The 16753-nt window shown below is 64.4% G+C and carries 14 protein-coding genes and 1 tRNA gene; 2 read left to right on the plus strand and 13 right to left on the minus strand.

The features are described from left to right. Positions 1–73: 73 nt before the first annotated feature. The 13 genes from C5O79_RS12780 to cysS form a co-directional block, all read right to left on the minus strand. The gene (locus C5O79_RS12780; protein WP_046546017.1) at positions 74–439 is read right to left on the minus strand and encodes a hypothetical protein; all 366 of its coding nucleotides are present in this window, start codon (positions 437–439) and stop codon (positions 74–76) included. Between the two features lie 457 nt (positions 440–896). Continuing rightward, positions 897–1229 (minus strand): cytochrome o ubiquinol oxidase subunit IV, encoded by a 333-nt coding sequence (gene cyoD, locus C5O79_RS12785; protein ID WP_011352504.1) that lies wholly within the window; start codon positions 1227–1229, stop codon positions 897–899. Further along, positions 1230–1838 carry a cytochrome o ubiquinol oxidase subunit III gene (gene cyoC, locus C5O79_RS12790; RefSeq protein ID WP_021162482.1) on the minus strand — a complete coding sequence of 203 codons (609 nt, stop codon included), beginning with the start codon at positions 1836–1838 and terminating at the stop codon, positions 1230–1232. It abuts the gene before it with no gap. After that, positions 1838–3844, minus strand: coding sequence for a cytochrome o ubiquinol oxidase subunit I (gene cyoB / locus C5O79_RS12795; RefSeq protein WP_122474149.1), 2007 nt, complete (start codon positions 3842–3844; stop codon positions 1838–1840). Before cyoB ends, cyoC begins: the two co-directional genes overlap by 1 nt. A gap of 3 nt (positions 3845–3847) precedes the next feature. Then, entirely contained in the window at positions 3848–4735 is an 888-nt protein-coding gene (gene cyoA, locus C5O79_RS12800; protein WP_039342567.1) for a ubiquinol oxidase subunit II, read from the minus strand. A 275-nt stretch (positions 4736–5010) separates the two neighbouring features. Then, entirely contained in the window at positions 5011–6540 is a 1530-nt protein-coding gene (locus C5O79_RS12805; protein ID WP_122474150.1) for an NADH-quinone oxidoreductase subunit M, read from the minus strand. 458 nt (positions 6541–6998) lie between these two features. Further along, positions 6999–8387 (minus strand): hypothetical protein, encoded by a 1389-nt coding sequence (locus C5O79_RS12810; RefSeq protein WP_122474151.1) that lies wholly within the window; start codon positions 8385–8387, stop codon positions 6999–7001. A 146-nt stretch (positions 8388–8533) separates the two neighbouring features. Continuing rightward, positions 8534–8627, minus strand: a tRNA-Ser gene (locus C5O79_RS12815). A 110-nt stretch (positions 8628–8737) separates the two neighbouring features. Beyond that, positions 8738–9991, minus strand: coding sequence for an aspartate kinase (locus tag C5O79_RS12820; RefSeq protein WP_039364692.1), 1254 nt, complete (start codon positions 9989–9991; stop codon positions 8738–8740). A 342-nt stretch (positions 9992–10333) separates the two neighbouring features. Further along, the gene (gene tilS, locus C5O79_RS12825; protein WP_047850694.1) at positions 10334–11755 is read right to left on the minus strand and encodes a tRNA lysidine(34) synthetase TilS; all 1422 of its coding nucleotides are present in this window, start codon (positions 11753–11755) and stop codon (positions 10334–10336) included. 46 nt (positions 11756–11801) lie between these two features. Then, the gene (locus tag C5O79_RS12830) at positions 11802–12773 is read right to left on the minus strand and encodes an acetyl-CoA carboxylase carboxyltransferase subunit alpha (RefSeq protein WP_039364696.1); all 972 of its coding nucleotides are present in this window, start codon (positions 12771–12773) and stop codon (positions 11802–11804) included. Between the two features lie 103 nt (positions 12774–12876). Continuing rightward, positions 12877–13704, minus strand: a complete 828-nt coding sequence (locus C5O79_RS12835) for a DNA-3-methyladenine glycosylase (RefSeq protein WP_046546023.1) — start codon at positions 13702–13704, stop codon at positions 12877–12879. 43 nt (positions 13705–13747) lie between these two features. Further along, the gene (cysS, locus tag C5O79_RS12840) at positions 13748–15145 is read right to left on the minus strand and encodes a cysteine--tRNA ligase (protein WP_039364700.1); all 1398 of its coding nucleotides are present in this window, start codon (positions 15143–15145) and stop codon (positions 13748–13750) included. A 234-nt stretch (positions 15146–15379) separates the two neighbouring features. Here cysS and C5O79_RS12850 point away from each other — a divergent pair, with 234 nt between their 5' ends. Beyond that, positions 15380–16102: a tetratricopeptide repeat protein gene (locus C5O79_RS12850; protein ID WP_047850693.1), complete on the plus strand. Its 723-nt coding sequence runs from the start codon at positions 15380–15382 to the stop codon at positions 16100–16102. Between the two features lie 39 nt (positions 16103–16141). Continuing rightward, complete coding sequence (locus C5O79_RS12855; protein WP_011352517.1) at positions 16142–16723, plus strand: peptidylprolyl isomerase; 582 nt, start codon at positions 16142–16144, stop codon at positions 16721–16723. Positions 16724–16753: the final 30 nt, after the last annotated feature.

Below are 16753 nucleotides of genomic sequence, written 5' to 3' on the forward strand. Positions count from 1 at the left end.
AAGAAAACCGCCACGCGGGCGGTTTCTTCACGAGCGGATCGGAGGCGCGCATCAGGCGGGCGCGCCCTGCCGATCAGCGCCAGCCGTTGTGGCGGCCGTTGTCCCAGTGGCCACGATCGCCACGATCGCCCCAGCCGCGGCCGTGATGGCGGTACCACTCGTCGCGGCCCCAGTAGCGACGGCCGTCCCAGTAGCGGTCGCCGTGCCAGCCGATCACGATGGTCGGCCCCGGAGCATAGACAGGTGCCGGCGCATAGACCGGCGCAGGCTGATAGACGACCGGCGGCGGGGGCGGCGGCGCATACACGGGTGCGGGCGCGACGTAGACCGGCGCCGGAACGCCGAGATTGATCCCGACATTGACTCCCGCCATTGCTGCGCCCGACACGAGCAAGGCCGTCATACCGGTCATGAGCGAGGCAACACGCAAGGTCTTCATGGATTCCTCTTCTGGTTGTTTCATGTGTGATTCGACTATAGCGGCAAGCGCCGTCCCCGCATATTTCCACTTTGTAAGAACTGATGCGCGGCATCGCAACGGGAAGCCTGCGCTAACGTCTTGTAACAATCGACGCCCGCCCCGCGCCCTCGCGCCCCGTTCCTAAAACTTCTTTCATCCTGCCACAAGCCCCGCGTTAAGCGGCGCAACGCACACTGCGCGAGCCGAACAGCGGGAAACCTCACGTACAGCAACAGCGGCACGACGCTGCAAAAGATCGGCTCGCCGCCGAGTACCGTGCCGACTGCACGCATGCACCGACGGCCGATGCGGGTGCACGCCACTGATCCCGCTACCCGGCGCAATGCGGCCGGGAATAAACAAAAAAGGCGGCACTCGCGTGCCGCCTTCTTTTCATGAACGCGCATGAATATTGACCGCTGCGCCGCGATGCCGCTCAGCGCGACATCATGTTCATGCTGACGTTGTGCATCACCCACAGCGTGCCGACGATCAGGATCGCCGCGGTCAACACCGTATAGCTGAACGCCATCACGTTCCAGCGCTGGCCCGACGAGCCGTTCATGTGCAGGAAATAAACGAGGTGCACGACGATCTGCACGAACGCGAGCACGGCAAGCGCGATCAGCGACGCGTGCGGCGACAGCACGCCGCCCATCACGAGGCCGAACGACGCGGCCGTGAGCAGCACCGACAGGATGAAACCGGCGACGTAACCGCCGACACTGCCGTGCCCTTCTTCGAGTTGAGACGAATGCGAATGGGCCATTTAGATCACGCTCGCGAGATAGACAAAGGAAAACACGCAGATCCACACGATGTCGAGGAAGTGCCAGAAGAGGCTCAGGCACGTCAGGCGTCGCAGGTCGCGATCGGTCAGGTCACCGCCGCGGAACACGATCTGCCCGGCGAGCACGATCATCCACAGCAGGCCGGCCGTCACGTGCAGCCCGTGCGTGCCGACCAGCGTGAAGAACGCCGACAGGAACGCGCTGCGCTGCGGGCCTGCGCCCTCCGCGATCAGGTGCGAGAACTCGCGCAGTTCCATCACGAGAAACGCCGCGCCGAGCACGAACGTCACCGCGAGCCACGCGAGCAGCGCGCCGCGCCGCTGCTTGTATGCAGCGAGCATCGCGAAACCGTACGTGATGCTCGACAGCAGCAGCGCGGCGGTTTCCACCGCGACGCCCGGGATATCGAACAGGTCTTTCGCGGTCGGCCCGCCCGCATACTGCTGGCCGAGCACCGCGAACGTCGCGAACAGCGCCGCGAAGATCACGCAGTCGGTCATCAGATACAGCCAGAACCCGAACACCGAATGCGACGGCGGATGGTCGTCGTGCTCGAGCAGGGTTGCGCTCAGGGTTTTCTGCAACATCAGTTGGCCTCCAGTTCCACGTCGTCGACGCGCGCAGCCACGCGCTTCGTCGGCTGCTTGTCTTCGATCTTCCGCACCGTCGACGCGGGGATGTAATAGCCGCCGTTGTCGCGCGAGCTGTAGATCACGAGCGTCGCGACGATCCCGACGAGCCCGCCGATCGCCATCCACCAGATGTGCCACACCAGCGCGAAGCCGAGCACGAGGCTGAAGATCGCGACGACGAGGCCCGCGCAGGTATTCGACGGCATGTGGATGTCGCGAATCGCTGCCGGGTTCGGCCGGCCTTCGCCGTGCGCCTTCATGTCCGCATATGCGTCGAGCGTGCGCACTTGCGGGATCACGGCGAAGTTGTAGTCGGCCGGCGGCGACGACGTCGACCACTCCAGCGTGCGGCCGCCCCACGGATCGCCGGTCGTGTCGCGGTACTCGGGCAGGTTGCGGTTGCGGATGCTGACCACCAGTTGCAGCAGCTGGCATGCAATGCCGATCGCGATCAGCACGGCGCCGAATGCGGCGACCAGCAGCCACGGATGCCAGGCCGGGTTGTCGTAATGGTTGATCCGGCGCGTCATGCCCATGAAGCCGAGCACGTAGAGCGGCACGAACGCAACGTAGAAACCGATCTGCCAGAACCAGAACGCCGCCTTGCCGAGCTTCTCGTTCAGCTTGAAGCCGAACGCCTTCGGGAACCAGTAGTTGAAGCCCGCGAGGTAGCCGAACAGCACGCCGCCGATGATCACGTTGTGGAAGTGCGCGATCAGGAACAGGCTGTTGTGCAGCACGAAGTCCGCGCCCGGGATCGCCATCATCACGCCGGTCATGCCGCCGAGCGTGAACGTGACCATGAAGCCGATCGTCCACAGCACGGGCGTCGTGAATTCGATCCGGCCGCGGTACATCGTGAACAGCCAGTTGAACACCTTCACGCCGGTCGGGATCGCGATGATCATCGTCATGATGCCGAAGAACGCGTTCACGTTCGCACCCGAGCCCATCGTGAAGAAGTGGTGCAGCCACACGAGGAACGACAGCACCATGATCGCGCAGGTCGCGTACACCATCGTCTTGTAGCCGAACAGCGGCTTTCTCGCGAACGTCGAGATGACTTCCGAGAAAATGCCGAACGCCGGCAGGATCAGGATGTACACCTCGGGGTGACCCCATGCCCAGATCAGGTTCAGGTACAGCATCGCGTTGCCGCCGGCTTCGTTCGTGAAGAAGTGCATGCCGAGGTAACGGTCGAGGCCGAGCAGCGCGAGCGTCGCGGTCAGGATCGGGAACGACGCCATGATCAGCACGTTCGTGCAGAGCGCGGTCCACGTGAACACCGGCATCTTCATCAGCGTCATGCCCGGCGCGCGCATCTTGATGATCGTCACGAAGAAGTTCACGCCGGTCAGCAGCGTGCCGACGCCCGAAATCTGCAGCGCCCACAGGTAGTAGTCGACCCCTACCCCCGGACTGAACTGCAGCTCCGACAGCGGCGGATACGCGAGCCAGCCCGTCTGGGCGAATTCGCCGATCACGAGCGACACGTTGATCAGGATCGCGCTGACGGCCGTCATCCAGAACGACAGCGAGTTGATGAACGGGAATGCGACGTCGCGCGCGCCGATCTGCAGCGGCACGATCAGGTTCATCAGGCCGACCATGAACACCATCGCCATGAAGAAGATCATGATCACGCCGTGTGCCGTGAAGACCTGGTCATAGTGGTGCGGCGGCAGGTAGCCGGGCCCGTTGTACGAGAGCGCGAGCTGCATGCGCATCATGATCGCGTCGGCGAAGCCGCGCAGCAGCATGATGAGCGCGACGATGATGTACATCACGCCGAGTTTCTTGTGGTCGACCGTGGTCAGCCATTGCGTCCACAGCCATTTCCACCGGCCCGTGATCGTCAGCGCGGCGAGGATGCCCAGCACGACCAGCCCCATGAAGGCGCCGGCCCCCATGATGATGGGCTGATCGAACGGGATCGCCGAGAGTGTGAGTTTGCCGAACATGCGTTACCCCTTCGTGCCGCAGGCGGCGTCCTTCAGGTCGAGGACGTGGCCATCGTTGTATTTCGCGATGATGTTGTGGAAGAGCCGCGGATCGACCGACGAGAAGTACCGCACGGGCGCCTTCTCGCTCGGCTGCGCGACGGTGCCGTACACGGTCGCGTCGAGCCGGTCCGGCGACGCCTTCACCTTCTGCACCCATGCATCGAACTGTTCGCGCGGTTCGGCGAGCGTGCGGAACTTCATGTCGGAGAAGCCGCGGCCGCTGAAGTTGGCGGACGTGCCCGCATAGTTGCCGGGCTCGTCGGCGATCAGGTGCAGGCGCGTCTGCATGCCGGCCATCGCGTAGACCTGGCCGCCGAGCTGCGGGATGAAGAACGAGTTCATCACCGAGTCCGACGTGATGCGGAAGTTCACCGGCGTGCCGACGGGAATCGCGAGCTGGTTCACCGACGCGATGCCGAGTTCCGGATAGATGAACAGCCACTTCCAGTCAAGCGCGACGACCTCGACGTCGATCGGCTTCACCGACGACTCGAGCGGCTTGTACGGGTCGAGCTCGTGCGTGGTTTTCCACGTGAGCACGCCGAGGAACAGGATGATCAGCGTCGGCACCGTCCAGATCACGACCTCGATCGCGGTCGAGTGCGACCAGTTCGGTGCGTAGGTGGCGTTGCGGTTCGACGCGCGGTAACGCCACGCGAACCACAGCGTGAGCAGGATCACCGGCACGACGACGATCAGCATCGCCCAGGTGGACGTCGCGATCAGCGCCTTTTCGGCAGCGCCCACGCTTCCTTTCGGATTTAGTACATCTAAATTACAGCCTGACAGGCTCAAAGCCGCGCCGATCGACATCAGCGCCACTCCGCCTTTTGAAGCTTTTCTTTTCATCACACAGCCCGAGGGTCATTGAATCCGTTTGCGTATGCCCGATGCGCATTCGATCCACGAAAGTGGCCGAATCATACGTCGCGCGAGTGCGATAAAAAATCAGCTAATGCGGCAAATCATCATTGCAGAATCTGCTGTGAGACAGATTGTCGCGGGGCAATTTCACGCAGCCGAAAGCCGGCCCGGCGCTACCTGCGCCGGACCTCGACCTGATCGATGTGCGTGCAACGACCGCACCGCCGTGCGATGCGCCCTGCTCGTGCGACGCGCCGCGCTCAGCCGCGCGTCGACGCCATGTACGACTGCTGCGGCTGCGCCGGGCCGTCCCCGGTCGGCAGCTTCGAATGGCTCGCGTCTTCGATCAGCCGTCCGACGGTCGGATCGATCGCATCGGTGAACGGCTTTGGATCGATGCCGACCGCCAGCACCACGAGTGCGAGCGACGCGAACATCACGATCTCGCGACGGTTCAAGTCGGCGAGCTTCGCGATCCGCTGGCTCGCGACCTTGCCGAACACGACGCGCTTGAGCATCCACAGCGTGTACGACGCGCTGAGGATCAGCGTCAGCGCCGCGATCGCGCCGATCCAGAAGTTGAAGCGGATCGCGCCCATGATGACCATGAACTCGCCGACGAACCCCGACGTGCCCGGCAGGCCGACGTTGGCCATCGCGAACAACACCGTGAAGGTCGCGAAACGCGGCATCACGCCCGCCACACCGCCGTACGCTGCAATCTCGCGCTGCTTCGTGCGATCGACGAGCACGTTCACGCACAACAGCATCGCGCCCGCGACGAAGCCGTACGACACGAGCTGGACGATCGCGCCTTCGACGCCGATCCGGTTGAACAGGAACAGCCCGAGCGTGACGATCCCCATGTGCGCGACCGTCGAATACGCGAGCAGCTTGCCGAGATCGGTCTGCGCGAGCGCGATCAGGCTCGCGTAGACGATCGCGAACAGCGACAGCGCGATCACGGCCGGCGCGAAGAAGTGGCTCGCATCGGGCGTGACCGGCAGCGCGAAGCGCAGGAACCCGTAGCCGCCGAGCTTGAGCATCGCGAGCATCAGCGCAGCGCCGGTCGGGCCGTCGGTGTAGACGTCGCTCAGCCACGTGTGGACCGGCCACATCGGCACCTTGACCGCGAAGGCGGCGAAGAAGCCGAGGAACACCAGCAACTGCGGCGCGAAGCCGAGTTGCAGCGTGCGCCATACGGCCATGTCGAACGTATGCGACTGCGCGTACAGGTACAGCATCGCCATCAGCAGCAACAGCGAGCCGGCGAACGAGATGAAGAAGAACTTCACGGCCGCGTACACACGACGCTCGCGCCCCCACGTGCCGATCAGCAGGTAAAGCGGGATCAGCGTCGCCTCGAAGAAGATGAAGAACAGCAGCCCGTCCTGTGCGACGAACACGCCGACCATCAGCCCCGACAGGATCAGGAAGGACGCGTAGTACTGCGCGACGCGTACCGTGACCGATTCCCACGACGCCACCACCACCACGAGTGTCGTGAACGCGGTCAGCACGACGAGCCACAGCGACGCGCCGTCGATGCCGACCCGCCATCCGGAATTGAATGCCGCCAGCCAGTTGCGGCTTTCGACGAACTGCATCGCGGCCGAATGCGCATCGAAACCGGCAACCAGCGGCACGACCGTCGCAAGCCCCACCAGCGCGCCGGCGAGCGCGATCAACCGCGTACGCCGTGGATGATGGTCGGAACCGGTGCGCAGCAGGCACGCGCCGAACAGGATCGGAGCCCAGATGGCCAGGCTCAGGAAGGGGAAATCATGCATGTCAACAAGGCCTTGATGAAGTCGCGCACTGCATCGGGGACAGGCGAGACGAAAGGATCGAAATCAAATCGACAGGTAGATTTCGTGAATCGCCAGTGTTGGCAAAATGTAAAGCGACATCACCGGAAAACTTGACGCCGCTCAAATGCGATCGGGTTAACCAGCATAAGGCGATTGATTATTTTCTGCAGCGCAGCAGAGCGTCATTTTTCAGCTTAGCCCTATGCCACTGATTTTTATGCGTAATTTTTTGTATTGTTCGATGAGGTCGGTCGTAAAAATCGACGCAGTGCCGCATTTTCGATGACGGCTTTTTATTTCGGAGGGTCGGAGGACGCTAATTGAAGCATGGCAGGACAGCGAACGAGCGGCTCTCTATCCTTACATTACATCTTACATTCTTAATACAAACGGCTTTGCCTTGCGCAGGCCGTACGACGGGCCGCACCGGCTCGCCCCTACCGCTGACGGCTCAGACGATCCCAGATGCGCATCGTCACCGCGCGATAGTGATTGTGTTGCGCGGGAAAATGGACGAAGCGGCTGTCGCGTGTGGCATAGACCGGCGACGTCGCGAGTGTCATCGCATCGACGATATGGCGCGCGTCGATCATGCCGGACTGCAGCAGTTCCACATAGATCGCCTGCTGGTCGCCGCCGCTCGCATAGACCGACGAACGATCGCCGAAACTCTCGATGCGGGCACAGATGCGCTCGACCAGGTCGCGCATCGGCGCCACGTTGCGCACGCCGATCATGCACGAATTGATCGCCCATGCCGTGTGATCGGTACCGATCACGAAGTCGCGGCCGTCGATCGTACTGTCGATGGCCTGACGCTGGTCGATCGCCAGAATGTCCGCGTCGACCCAGAAGACGAACGCGTGATGCGGCAGATGTTCGCGAATCAGATGCAGCTTCGCCCAGTTCGCACCGATGCCGTCCGGCAGAAATGCGGGAGGTTCGCGATACGTGTGATACGCGTAACCATGCCGCGTACAGTAGCGAGCGAAATTCTCCTCGTGCAGATCGCCATATCCCGCGATATGCGACGTATGCAGGCTCACGAACGCAATCGGGGCTTGCGGGTTCACGTGCCGCTCCGCACCGCGCTTACTCTGCTGCGCGGCACGCCAGTCGTCCATTGCGTGCGGGAGATCGCCGCGCTGGTATCGCTCGGCATCGTCGACGAGCGCCGCCACATAGCGGAAATCGTAGTCGGCAGCCGGCGCCCAGGCGTCCTCCACTTGCCGCCACTCGGGCGCCTGGTGCGCCACGAGCGGCCGGGCGCCTGCGATCGAATCGATCGCGAGCCCGTCGCTCCAGATCGTCTGAGCGGATGCGAAATGACCGTTCGCGAGCGGCATATCGAACGGCAGCGGCGAAAAGTGCTCTGCCAGCAGCGTCGCCTCGCACGCGCGCCGCCGCTCCGGAAGGTACATCGCCCATTTGCCCAGCTCGACCACCAGCTTGCGCAACTGCTCACGCACGCCGGGCACGTTGCGGAAGATCATGCCGCTCGCTGCGGGCAGCGCCGACTTCGGCGTCTGCGTCGTGACGATTGCATCGTAACCCTGCGCGACATCCTGCAGCGCGTGCGGATCGAACACGACGGAAAACGGGTCGAGCACGAGCAGCAAAGCGTCCGGCTCCATCGCGACGAGCTGCGCGACGATCACGTGGTACTTGTGCAGGATCGGCTGGCGCTCGCCATACACGTGCATGCCGTCGACCGTCACATGCCGGTAGCCGTGCAGCTGCGCATAGCGCGCGTGGTTGTCGACAAGTCCGTCGACAGGCCGATGAGAAAGGACAGTCAGAACAGAATGCGGGCTGGCCAAGCGCATCACCCCAGGTCACATCAAACGATAGGCGATATGTAACCCACTATCGCCACGCAAGTCGAGTAATCATTGCGTGACCGGCGCGCGACAGGCCCGAAAAAGAAAAAGCCCCGCAAGTCCGAGAACTTGCGGGGCTTTGTCACCGCTTTTGGCGGAGACGGAGGGATTCGAACCCTCGATCCAGGTTTTGGCCCAGATGCTCCCTTAGCAGGGGAGTGCCTTCGACCTCTCGGCCACGTCTCCCAAACTTTCGCTCGCACCAGGGAGGCAGTGCGACGAGAACGAAATAATATAGGGTTTCGAACCGCTCGTCAATTTCCGTGATGCATTTTCTTCAACGCATCACGAAAAATTCACGATGCCTGGTCGAGTTCGAATGCCTTGTGCAGCGCGCGGACAGCCAATTCCATATATTTTTCGTCGATCAGCACCGAAATCTTGATTTCGGACGTCGAGATCATCTGGATGTTGATGCCCTCTTCCGACAGCGTGCGGAACATCTTGCTCGCGACGCCCACGTGCGAACGCATGCCGACGCCGACGACCGACACCTTCGACACCTTCGGGTCGCCCTGCACGTGCTCGGCGCTCACGTGGCCCTTCACCTGGTTGGTGAGGATGTCCATCGCCTTCTGGTAGTCGCCACGGCCGACCGTGAACGTGAAGTCGGTCTTGCCCTGGACGCTCTGGTTCTGGATGATCATGTCGACGTCGACGTTCGCATCCGCGACCGGGCCGAGGATCTGATACGCGATGCCCGGCTTGTCGGGCACGCCCATCACAGCAATGCGTGCTTCGTCGCGCTGGAACGCGATGCCGGAAATGACTGCCTTTTCCATGGTCTCGTCTTCTTCAAAAGTAATCAGGGTGCCCGAGCGCATTTCTTCGTCGAGCGCAATCAGCGGATCGGTCAGGCTCGACAGCACACGCGTCTTCACCTGGTATTTGCCGGCGAATTCGACCGAGCGGATCTGCAGGACCTTCGAGCCGAGGCTGGCCATTTCCAGCATTTCCTCGAACGTCACGCGATCGAGGCGGCGCGCCTCTTCGACGACGCGCGGATCGGTCGTGTAGACGCCGTCGACGTCCGTATAAATCAGGCACTCTTCTGCACCCAGCGCGGCCGCGACCGCCACTGCCGACGTATCCGAGCCGCCACGGCCCAGCGTCGTGATGTGGCCGTCCGGATCGACGCCCTGGAAGCCCGTGATGATCACGACCTTGCCTGCATTCAGATCGGCCTTCACGCGTTCGTCGTCGATCGAGTGAATGCGCGCTTTCGTAAACGCGCTGTCGGTCTTGATCGGCACTTGCCAGCCGGCGTAGCTCACGGCCTCGACGCCGATTTCCTGCAGCGCGATCGACAGCAGGCCGACGCTGACCTGCTCGCCGGTCGACGCGATCATGTCGAGCTCACGCGGGCTCGGCTGGCTCGAAATCTCTTTCGCAAGACCGAGCAGACGGTTGGTTTCGCCGGACATCGCCGAAGGCACGACTACCATCTGGTGCCCGGCCTGATGCCATTTTGCGACGCGTTTCGCGACGTTCTTGATGCGCTCGACCGAGCCCATCGAAGTGCCGCCGTATTTGTGTACGATGAGTGCCATTGTCGTTCTGAACTGGAGGAGAAACCGCACGGGCGCGCTGGGCAGGCCGCGTAGCCGTTCGGTCACGCGGCTTGTGGCTGTGGACGGACGACGAGGGGGACGGCTGGGACGCAACACGCAAGCGTGACGGATTTTGCCCGGAAGGCCGATCAGGCCGCGCAAACCGGGTACGTCACGCGGAAAACCTGCACAAATCGCTCAAAAATCGAGCCGAGCAAACGACCGAGCGTACCCGATAGAGGCCCGCTTGACAAGCCGCTCGCGGCATCCGGGGCCGTTCCGGCGCTGTTTACCAAATGGTGAAAATGCGCGTGCGATCGCGCGACAGGCGACCTGTCGCCGTCAGGCAATCAGCAGGTCCGGACGCCACTCGATCCGCCGCCACGCGCCGTCACCGGACGCCCCGCCGCCGGACAAGCCGGCATCGCGATTCACGCCAAGGCGCGGCACGTAGATCAGCAAGTCGCCGGAGAACAGCAGCGGCACGTCGCGCTGCCAGGCGGGCACGCCACGCTCCTGGAACAGGTTCTTCAGCGTACGGCCCGGGCCGCCCGGCGACGTGCGCATCCGCTCGCCGCCCGCTCGGGCACGCGCCGCCAGCCGCGCGCCGCGCAGCAGCGCCTCCGGCACCGCGTCGGCGCTTCCCGCGTCGGCCGGTGCGAACACGAACGTGCCGCGCCATCCCGGCAGGCGCCAGACTTCCTGCCCGTCCCACGCGAGCACCGCTTCCGGGTGCGGGCTCCCGGTGCCGTCGTCGGCCGGTTCGCTGCTGTCGCCCGCTTCCCAGTAGACGACATCGCGATAAAGGCGCAGGCATTGCCCCGCGTGATCGACGCGCAGCGCATGGGCGACATTCGTGGCACGCAACTGCCGCATCATGTTGGCGAGCCGGGCAGCCGACGCGCCCGGCAAGCCGAGCCTGCGCATCCAGAAGCGCAGCAGGTTCGCGCCGCGCGTGTCGTCGAACGCGACCAACGCGTCGCGCGACAGTGCCTGCCCGTCATCGCACGCGGCAACGGCAAAGTCGAGTTCGGCCAGATCGTCGAGCAGTCGCTGCGCGGCCGCCGCATGCTGGGCCGCGCGGCCGAGCGCATCGCGAAAGCCCGGGAAATGCACGGCCAGCGCCGGCAGCACGTCTATGCGCAACGCATTGCGCGCGTAACGCGTATCGTTGTTCGATTCGTCGTCGATCCATGCCAGGTCGCGCTGCGTCGCATAGCGCTCGAGTTGCGCCCGCAACAGTCGCAGCAGCGGGCGTACGCGCTCGACGCTCACGCCGTCAGGGCGGTAACGCGGCGCCATGGCGGCAAGCCCCGCGATCCCCGCGCCGCGCAGCAACTGCAGCAGCACGGTCTCGGCCTGGTCATCCGCATGCTGTGCGAGCCACAGCGCGGCCGCGCCGTGGCGTTCGCACATCTCGTCGAGCGCCGCATAGCGCTGCTCGCGCGCTGTCGCCTCGACGCCGAGGCCGCTGTCGCGCGGCACGTCGACGCGCATCGATTCGAATGCGACACCGAACGCTGCGGCGCTCGCCTCGGCGTGCGCCACCCACGCGTCGGCGTTCGCACTCAGCCCGTGATGCACGTGCAGCGCGACGCAACGCGATGCGCCCGCGACGCGCACGGCCGCATCGAGCAGCACCGTCGAGTCGAGGCCGCCGCTGTAAGCGATCGCGATGCGTGCATCGGCCGGCATGCCGGAAAGCGCAACGCCGACCGCGTCGAGGACGACGCGGTCGGCGGAGAATTCGGTGGGTGGAATCACGAGAGGAACGCGCGCGCAGCGGCGCGCGATTGGAGGGCGCAGCCGGTCATGCGCCCGGCGTGGTTTCCTTGAACTTGCCGTAGGCCATCAGGCGCTCGAAGCGGCGCTCGCGCAGCGCATCGATGCTCATCCCCTGGAACTGGCGCAGCGAATCGGCCAGCGCACGACGCAGCAGCGCGGCCATGCCCTTCGGATCGCGATGCGCGCCGCCGAGCGGCTCGTTGATGATCTTGTCGATCAGGCCCAGCGCCTTCAGGCGGTGCGCGGTCAGGCCCAGCGCTTCCGCTGCTTCCGGCGCCTTCGCGGCACTCTTCCACAGGATCGACGCACAGCCTTCCGGCGAGATCACCGAGTAGGTCGAGAATTGCAGCATCATCACGGTGTCGGCCACCGCGATCGCGAGCGCGCCGCCCGAACCGCCCTCGCCGATCACCGTCGTGATGATCGGCGTCTTCAGCTCGGCCATCACGTAAAGGTTGCGGCCGATCGCCTCCGACTGGCCGCGCTCTTCCGCGCCGATGCCCGGGTACGCACCCGGCGTGTCGACGAACGTGAAGATCGGCAGACCGAACTTCTCGGCGAGACGCATCAGGCGTTCGGCCTTGCGATAGCCTTCCGGACGCGGCATCCCGAAGTTGCGCGCGGCGCGCTCCTTCGTGTCGCGGCCCTTCTGGTGACCGATCACCATGCACGGATGGCCGCCGAAGCGCGCGAGACCGCCGACGATCGACACGTCGTCCGCGAATGCGCGGTCGCCGTGCAGCTCGTGAAAATCGGTAAACAGCTCCGCAACGTAATCGAGCGTGTACGGACGCTGCGGATGGCGCGCGATCTGCGAAACCTGCCACGGCGACAGGTTCGCGTAGAGGTCTTTCGTCAGTTGCTGGCTTTTCTTCGACAACCGCTCGATTTCTTCCGAAATGTCGACAGCCGAGTCGTCCTGCACGAATCGCAGCTCTTCGATCTTGGCCTCGAGTTCGGCGATCGGCTGTTCGAAATCCAGAAACGTGGTCTTCATGTGTTCGAATCCTTGGGTCTTGCGGCAGCGCGTATTCTACCCGCGCGGGCGACGCTCAAAACCGGCTCTCAACTATTGATGGTTAAAACCCGATAGCCGCCGCTCAAGCGTCGACGTCGGGTGCATCGAGGCTGCGCCACATGTACCAGGTCGCGACGGTGCGCCACGGTTCCCAGTTGGCGGCAACCTCGCGCGCCTCGCTGCGCGTGACGGGTTCCCCGCTGAAGTAGTTGACGCTGATCGCGCGGATCAGGCCCGGGTCGTCGAGCGGCAGGACGTCCGGCCGAGACAGGTTGAAGATCAGGAACATCTCGGCCGTCCAGCGGCTGATGCCGCGGATCTGCGTGAGTTCCGCGATCACGTCCTCGTCGTCCATCGACGTCCATTTGTCGACGTGCAGCGCGCCCGACACGAAATGCTGCGCGAGATCGAGGATGTATTCCGTCTTGCGCTTCGACAGCCCGCACGCGATCAGCTTGTCCGCGCCGAGCCGGATCACCGGCTGCGGCGCGAGTTTCGGACAGGCATCTCCGATGCGCGCCCACAGCGACTGCGCGGACGGCACCGAAATCTGCTGGCCGACGACCGAGCGCGCGAGCGTGACGAACGGATCGCCGCGCTTCACGAGATGCGCGGGACCGAACTTCGGAATCAGTTTCTTCAGGATCCGGTCGCGCTTGACGAGGTCGGCGCATGCCTTGTCCCAGTATGCAGGACGCACGACGACCTCCTCGCCGTCCGCTTCGGATGCACGGGCCTTGCGGGCCGCGTCGGCGGCCGGCACCGCAGCCGCCGGCTGCGCATGACCGTTGAGCGCGCCGTTCGGCACGGCGCGCGTCGCGTCCGTCTTCGCCGGCGGCATGCGCTTGGCTGCCGGACGCGCGGCGACCGGGGTCGCGCGCCTGACCGGCGCTTTTCTGGCCGTTGCCATCTTGCCTCCTACCCGACGGATCGGTCAGTGGAACGCGCCGCGCTCATACGCGACGCCATTCGGTCGATCCGCCCGGTTTGTCTTCAAGTGCGATACCAGTCTCGAGCAGTTCCGCCCGGATCCGGTCCGCTTCGGCATAGTCCTTCGCTTGCTTCGCCGCGACGCGCGCGGCGATCTTCGCTTCGATCTCGTCGGCGGCAAGCCCGCCCGCCTGCGCGGCGCCGGACGCCTGCTGCAGGAACGCGCGCGGTTCGCGCCCCAGCAGGCCGAGCAGGCCCGCCAGCTGTTTCAGTTGCCGCGCGAGCGATGCGTCGCCCGTGCGATTCACCTCTCCCGCCAGCTCGAACAGTGTCGCCACCGCGACCGGCGTGTTGAAATCGTCGTTCATCGCGGCAGCGAAACGCTGCGCGTGCGGCTCGTTCCAGTCGAGCGCGAGCGTGTCGGCTTCAACGTCTTTCAGTGCGGTATAGAGACGCGTGAGCGACGCGCGCGCATCGTCGAGATGCACGTCGCTGTAATTGAGCGGCGAACGGTAGTGCGTGCGCACGATGAAGAAGCGCATGACTTCGGCATCGTAGCGTTCGAGCACTTCGCGGATCGTGAAGAAGTTGCCGAGCGATTTCGACATCTTCTCGTTGTCGACCTGCACGAAGCCGTTGTGCATCCAGTAATTGACGAACGTCTGGCCGGTCGCGCCTTCGCTCTGCGCGATCTCGTTCTCGTGGTGCGGGAATTGCAGATCCTGGCCGCCGCCGTGGATGTCGAAATGCTCGCCGAGCAGCGTGCAGCCCATCGCCGAGCACTCGATGTGCCAGCCCGGGCGGCCCATCCCGTACTTCGACGCCCAAGACGTGCCTTCCGGATCCTCCGGCTTCGCGCGTTTCCACAGCACGAAATCGAGCGGATCTTCCTTCGCGTCGTTCGCGGCGACGCGCTCGCCCGCGCGCAGGTCGTCGAGCGACTTGCCCGACAGCTTCCCGTAGTTCGCGAACTTGCGCACCGAGTAATTGACGTCGCCGTCGGTCGCCTGGTACGCGTAGCCGTTCGTCTCGAGCGTCTCGATCATGCCGAGCATCTGCGGGATGAACTCGGTCGCGCGCGGCTCGATGTCGGGCCGCTGGATGCCGAGCGCGCTTTCATCGTCGTGCATCGCGCCGATGAACCGGTCGGTCAGCGACTTGATCGTCTCGCCATTCTCGACCGCGCGGCGGATGATCTTGTCGTCGATGTCGGTAATGTTGCGCACATACGTGACCCGGTAACCGATCGCACGCAACCAGCGCTGGACGAGGTCGAACACGACCAGCATGCGCGCGTGGCCCACGTGACAATAGTCGTATACGGTGATTCCGCATACGTACATCCGCACTTCGCCAGACTGGCGCGGCACGAAGACTTGCTTGTCACGCGCGAGCGTGTTGTAGATGCGCAGTGATTCCATAGAGATGAACCGTGAGCCGAAGGAAACCGCCCTGGCGAAGCTCGCCCAGCATGCGAAACGGACGGACCATCTGCTGCGGCACCAGGCCGAGCGTCCTCGATATCACATGGGGCGGTCAGGCTGCAAGCACAGCGGTGACGGCCACGAGAGGCAAAGAAAGACTGTCTGACGCTCGCCGGAACGCGCAGACGTTTTGTTAGAATGGCTCGGAGTATAACATTCCGATTTACGCCTATGAAACCTCATCGCGGCCGCGCGCAGAGCGCTGCGACCCTCGTTGCGACCACCGTCATGGGCGTCGCGCTGACGCTTTTCGCGGCTCCCGCGGCGCATGCGCAGAAGGCCCCGGCCACCGCCGACGGCACGCCAGAAATCGACGCGTCGATCGCCGGCAAGCAGTGGAAGCAGGCGCTCGCGCAGCTCGACGCGCGCATCGCATCGAACCCGCACGACGTGCAGGCGCAGTTCAAGCGCGGCACGGTGCTGGCCCGCCTGAACCGCGATGACGACGCGATCCAGCAGTTCGTCGCGATCACGCAGGCGTACCCCGAACTGCCCGAGCCGTACAACAACCTTGCGGCGCTTTACGCGAAGCATGGCCGTTACGACGAAGCGCGCACCGCGCTCGTCACGGCGACGCAATCGAACCCGGGCTACTCGCTCGCATACGAGAACCTCGGCGATCTCTACCTGCGCCTCGCGGCCGAGTCGTACAAGCGCGCGCAATCGCTCGGCCGCACGAGCGGCGCGACCGCGCAGCGCCTTGCCGATCTCCAGAAGATCGTGTCGCCGCCGAAGGCCGCGCCGAATGCCCGTGCAACCGCACCGGCCACGCGTGACTACTCCGACCGCGCAGCCGCGAACGTGAGCACCACCACGCTGCCGATGTCGCCGACGTTCCAGTTCAGCGGTCCGTCGGGCGCACTGGCGGCGCCGTACGTCGCGCCGTCGAAATAAGCGGCGCGGCCTTCTTTCCCTCCCAACCTGAGGATCGCAATGAAACGTCTGTTGCTGGCGCTTGGCGGCGCCGCCCTTCTCGCGACCGCGACCGCACCTGCGTTCGCGCAATCGGCTACCGCGCACCCCGTCGTGCAGCTGAAGACCTCGCAGGGCGACATCCGCGTCGAGCTCTACCCGGAGAAGGCGCCGAAGTCCGTCGCCAACTTCCTCGATTACGTGAAGGCCGGCCAGTACAACGGCACGATCTTCCATCGCGTGATCAAGGGCTTCATGATCCAGGGCGGCGGCTACAAGACCAACTTCGAGGAGAAGCCGACCCGCGCGCCGATCCCGCTTGAGAGCCGCAATGGTCTGAAGAACCTGACGGGCACGATCGCGATGGCACGCACGAGCGATCCGAACTCGGCCACCGCGCAGTTCTTCATCAACACGGTCGACAACAGCGGCCTCGACTACCCGAACCCGGACGGCAACGGCTATGCGGTGTTCGGCAAGGTCGTGTCGGGCCTCGACGTCGTGAAGAAGATCGAAGGCGTCGCGACGACCTCGCGCGGCCCGATGCAGGACGTGCCCGCGCAACCGATCGTGATCGAATCGGCCAGCATCGTCTCGAAGTAAGAACCTGCCGGCACGTCCGGCGCCTCACGC

The organism is Burkholderia sp. SRS-25 (assembly GCF_004343765.1).
Classification (GTDB): Bacteria; Pseudomonadota; Gammaproteobacteria; order Burkholderiales; family Burkholderiaceae; genus Burkholderia; species Burkholderia contaminans.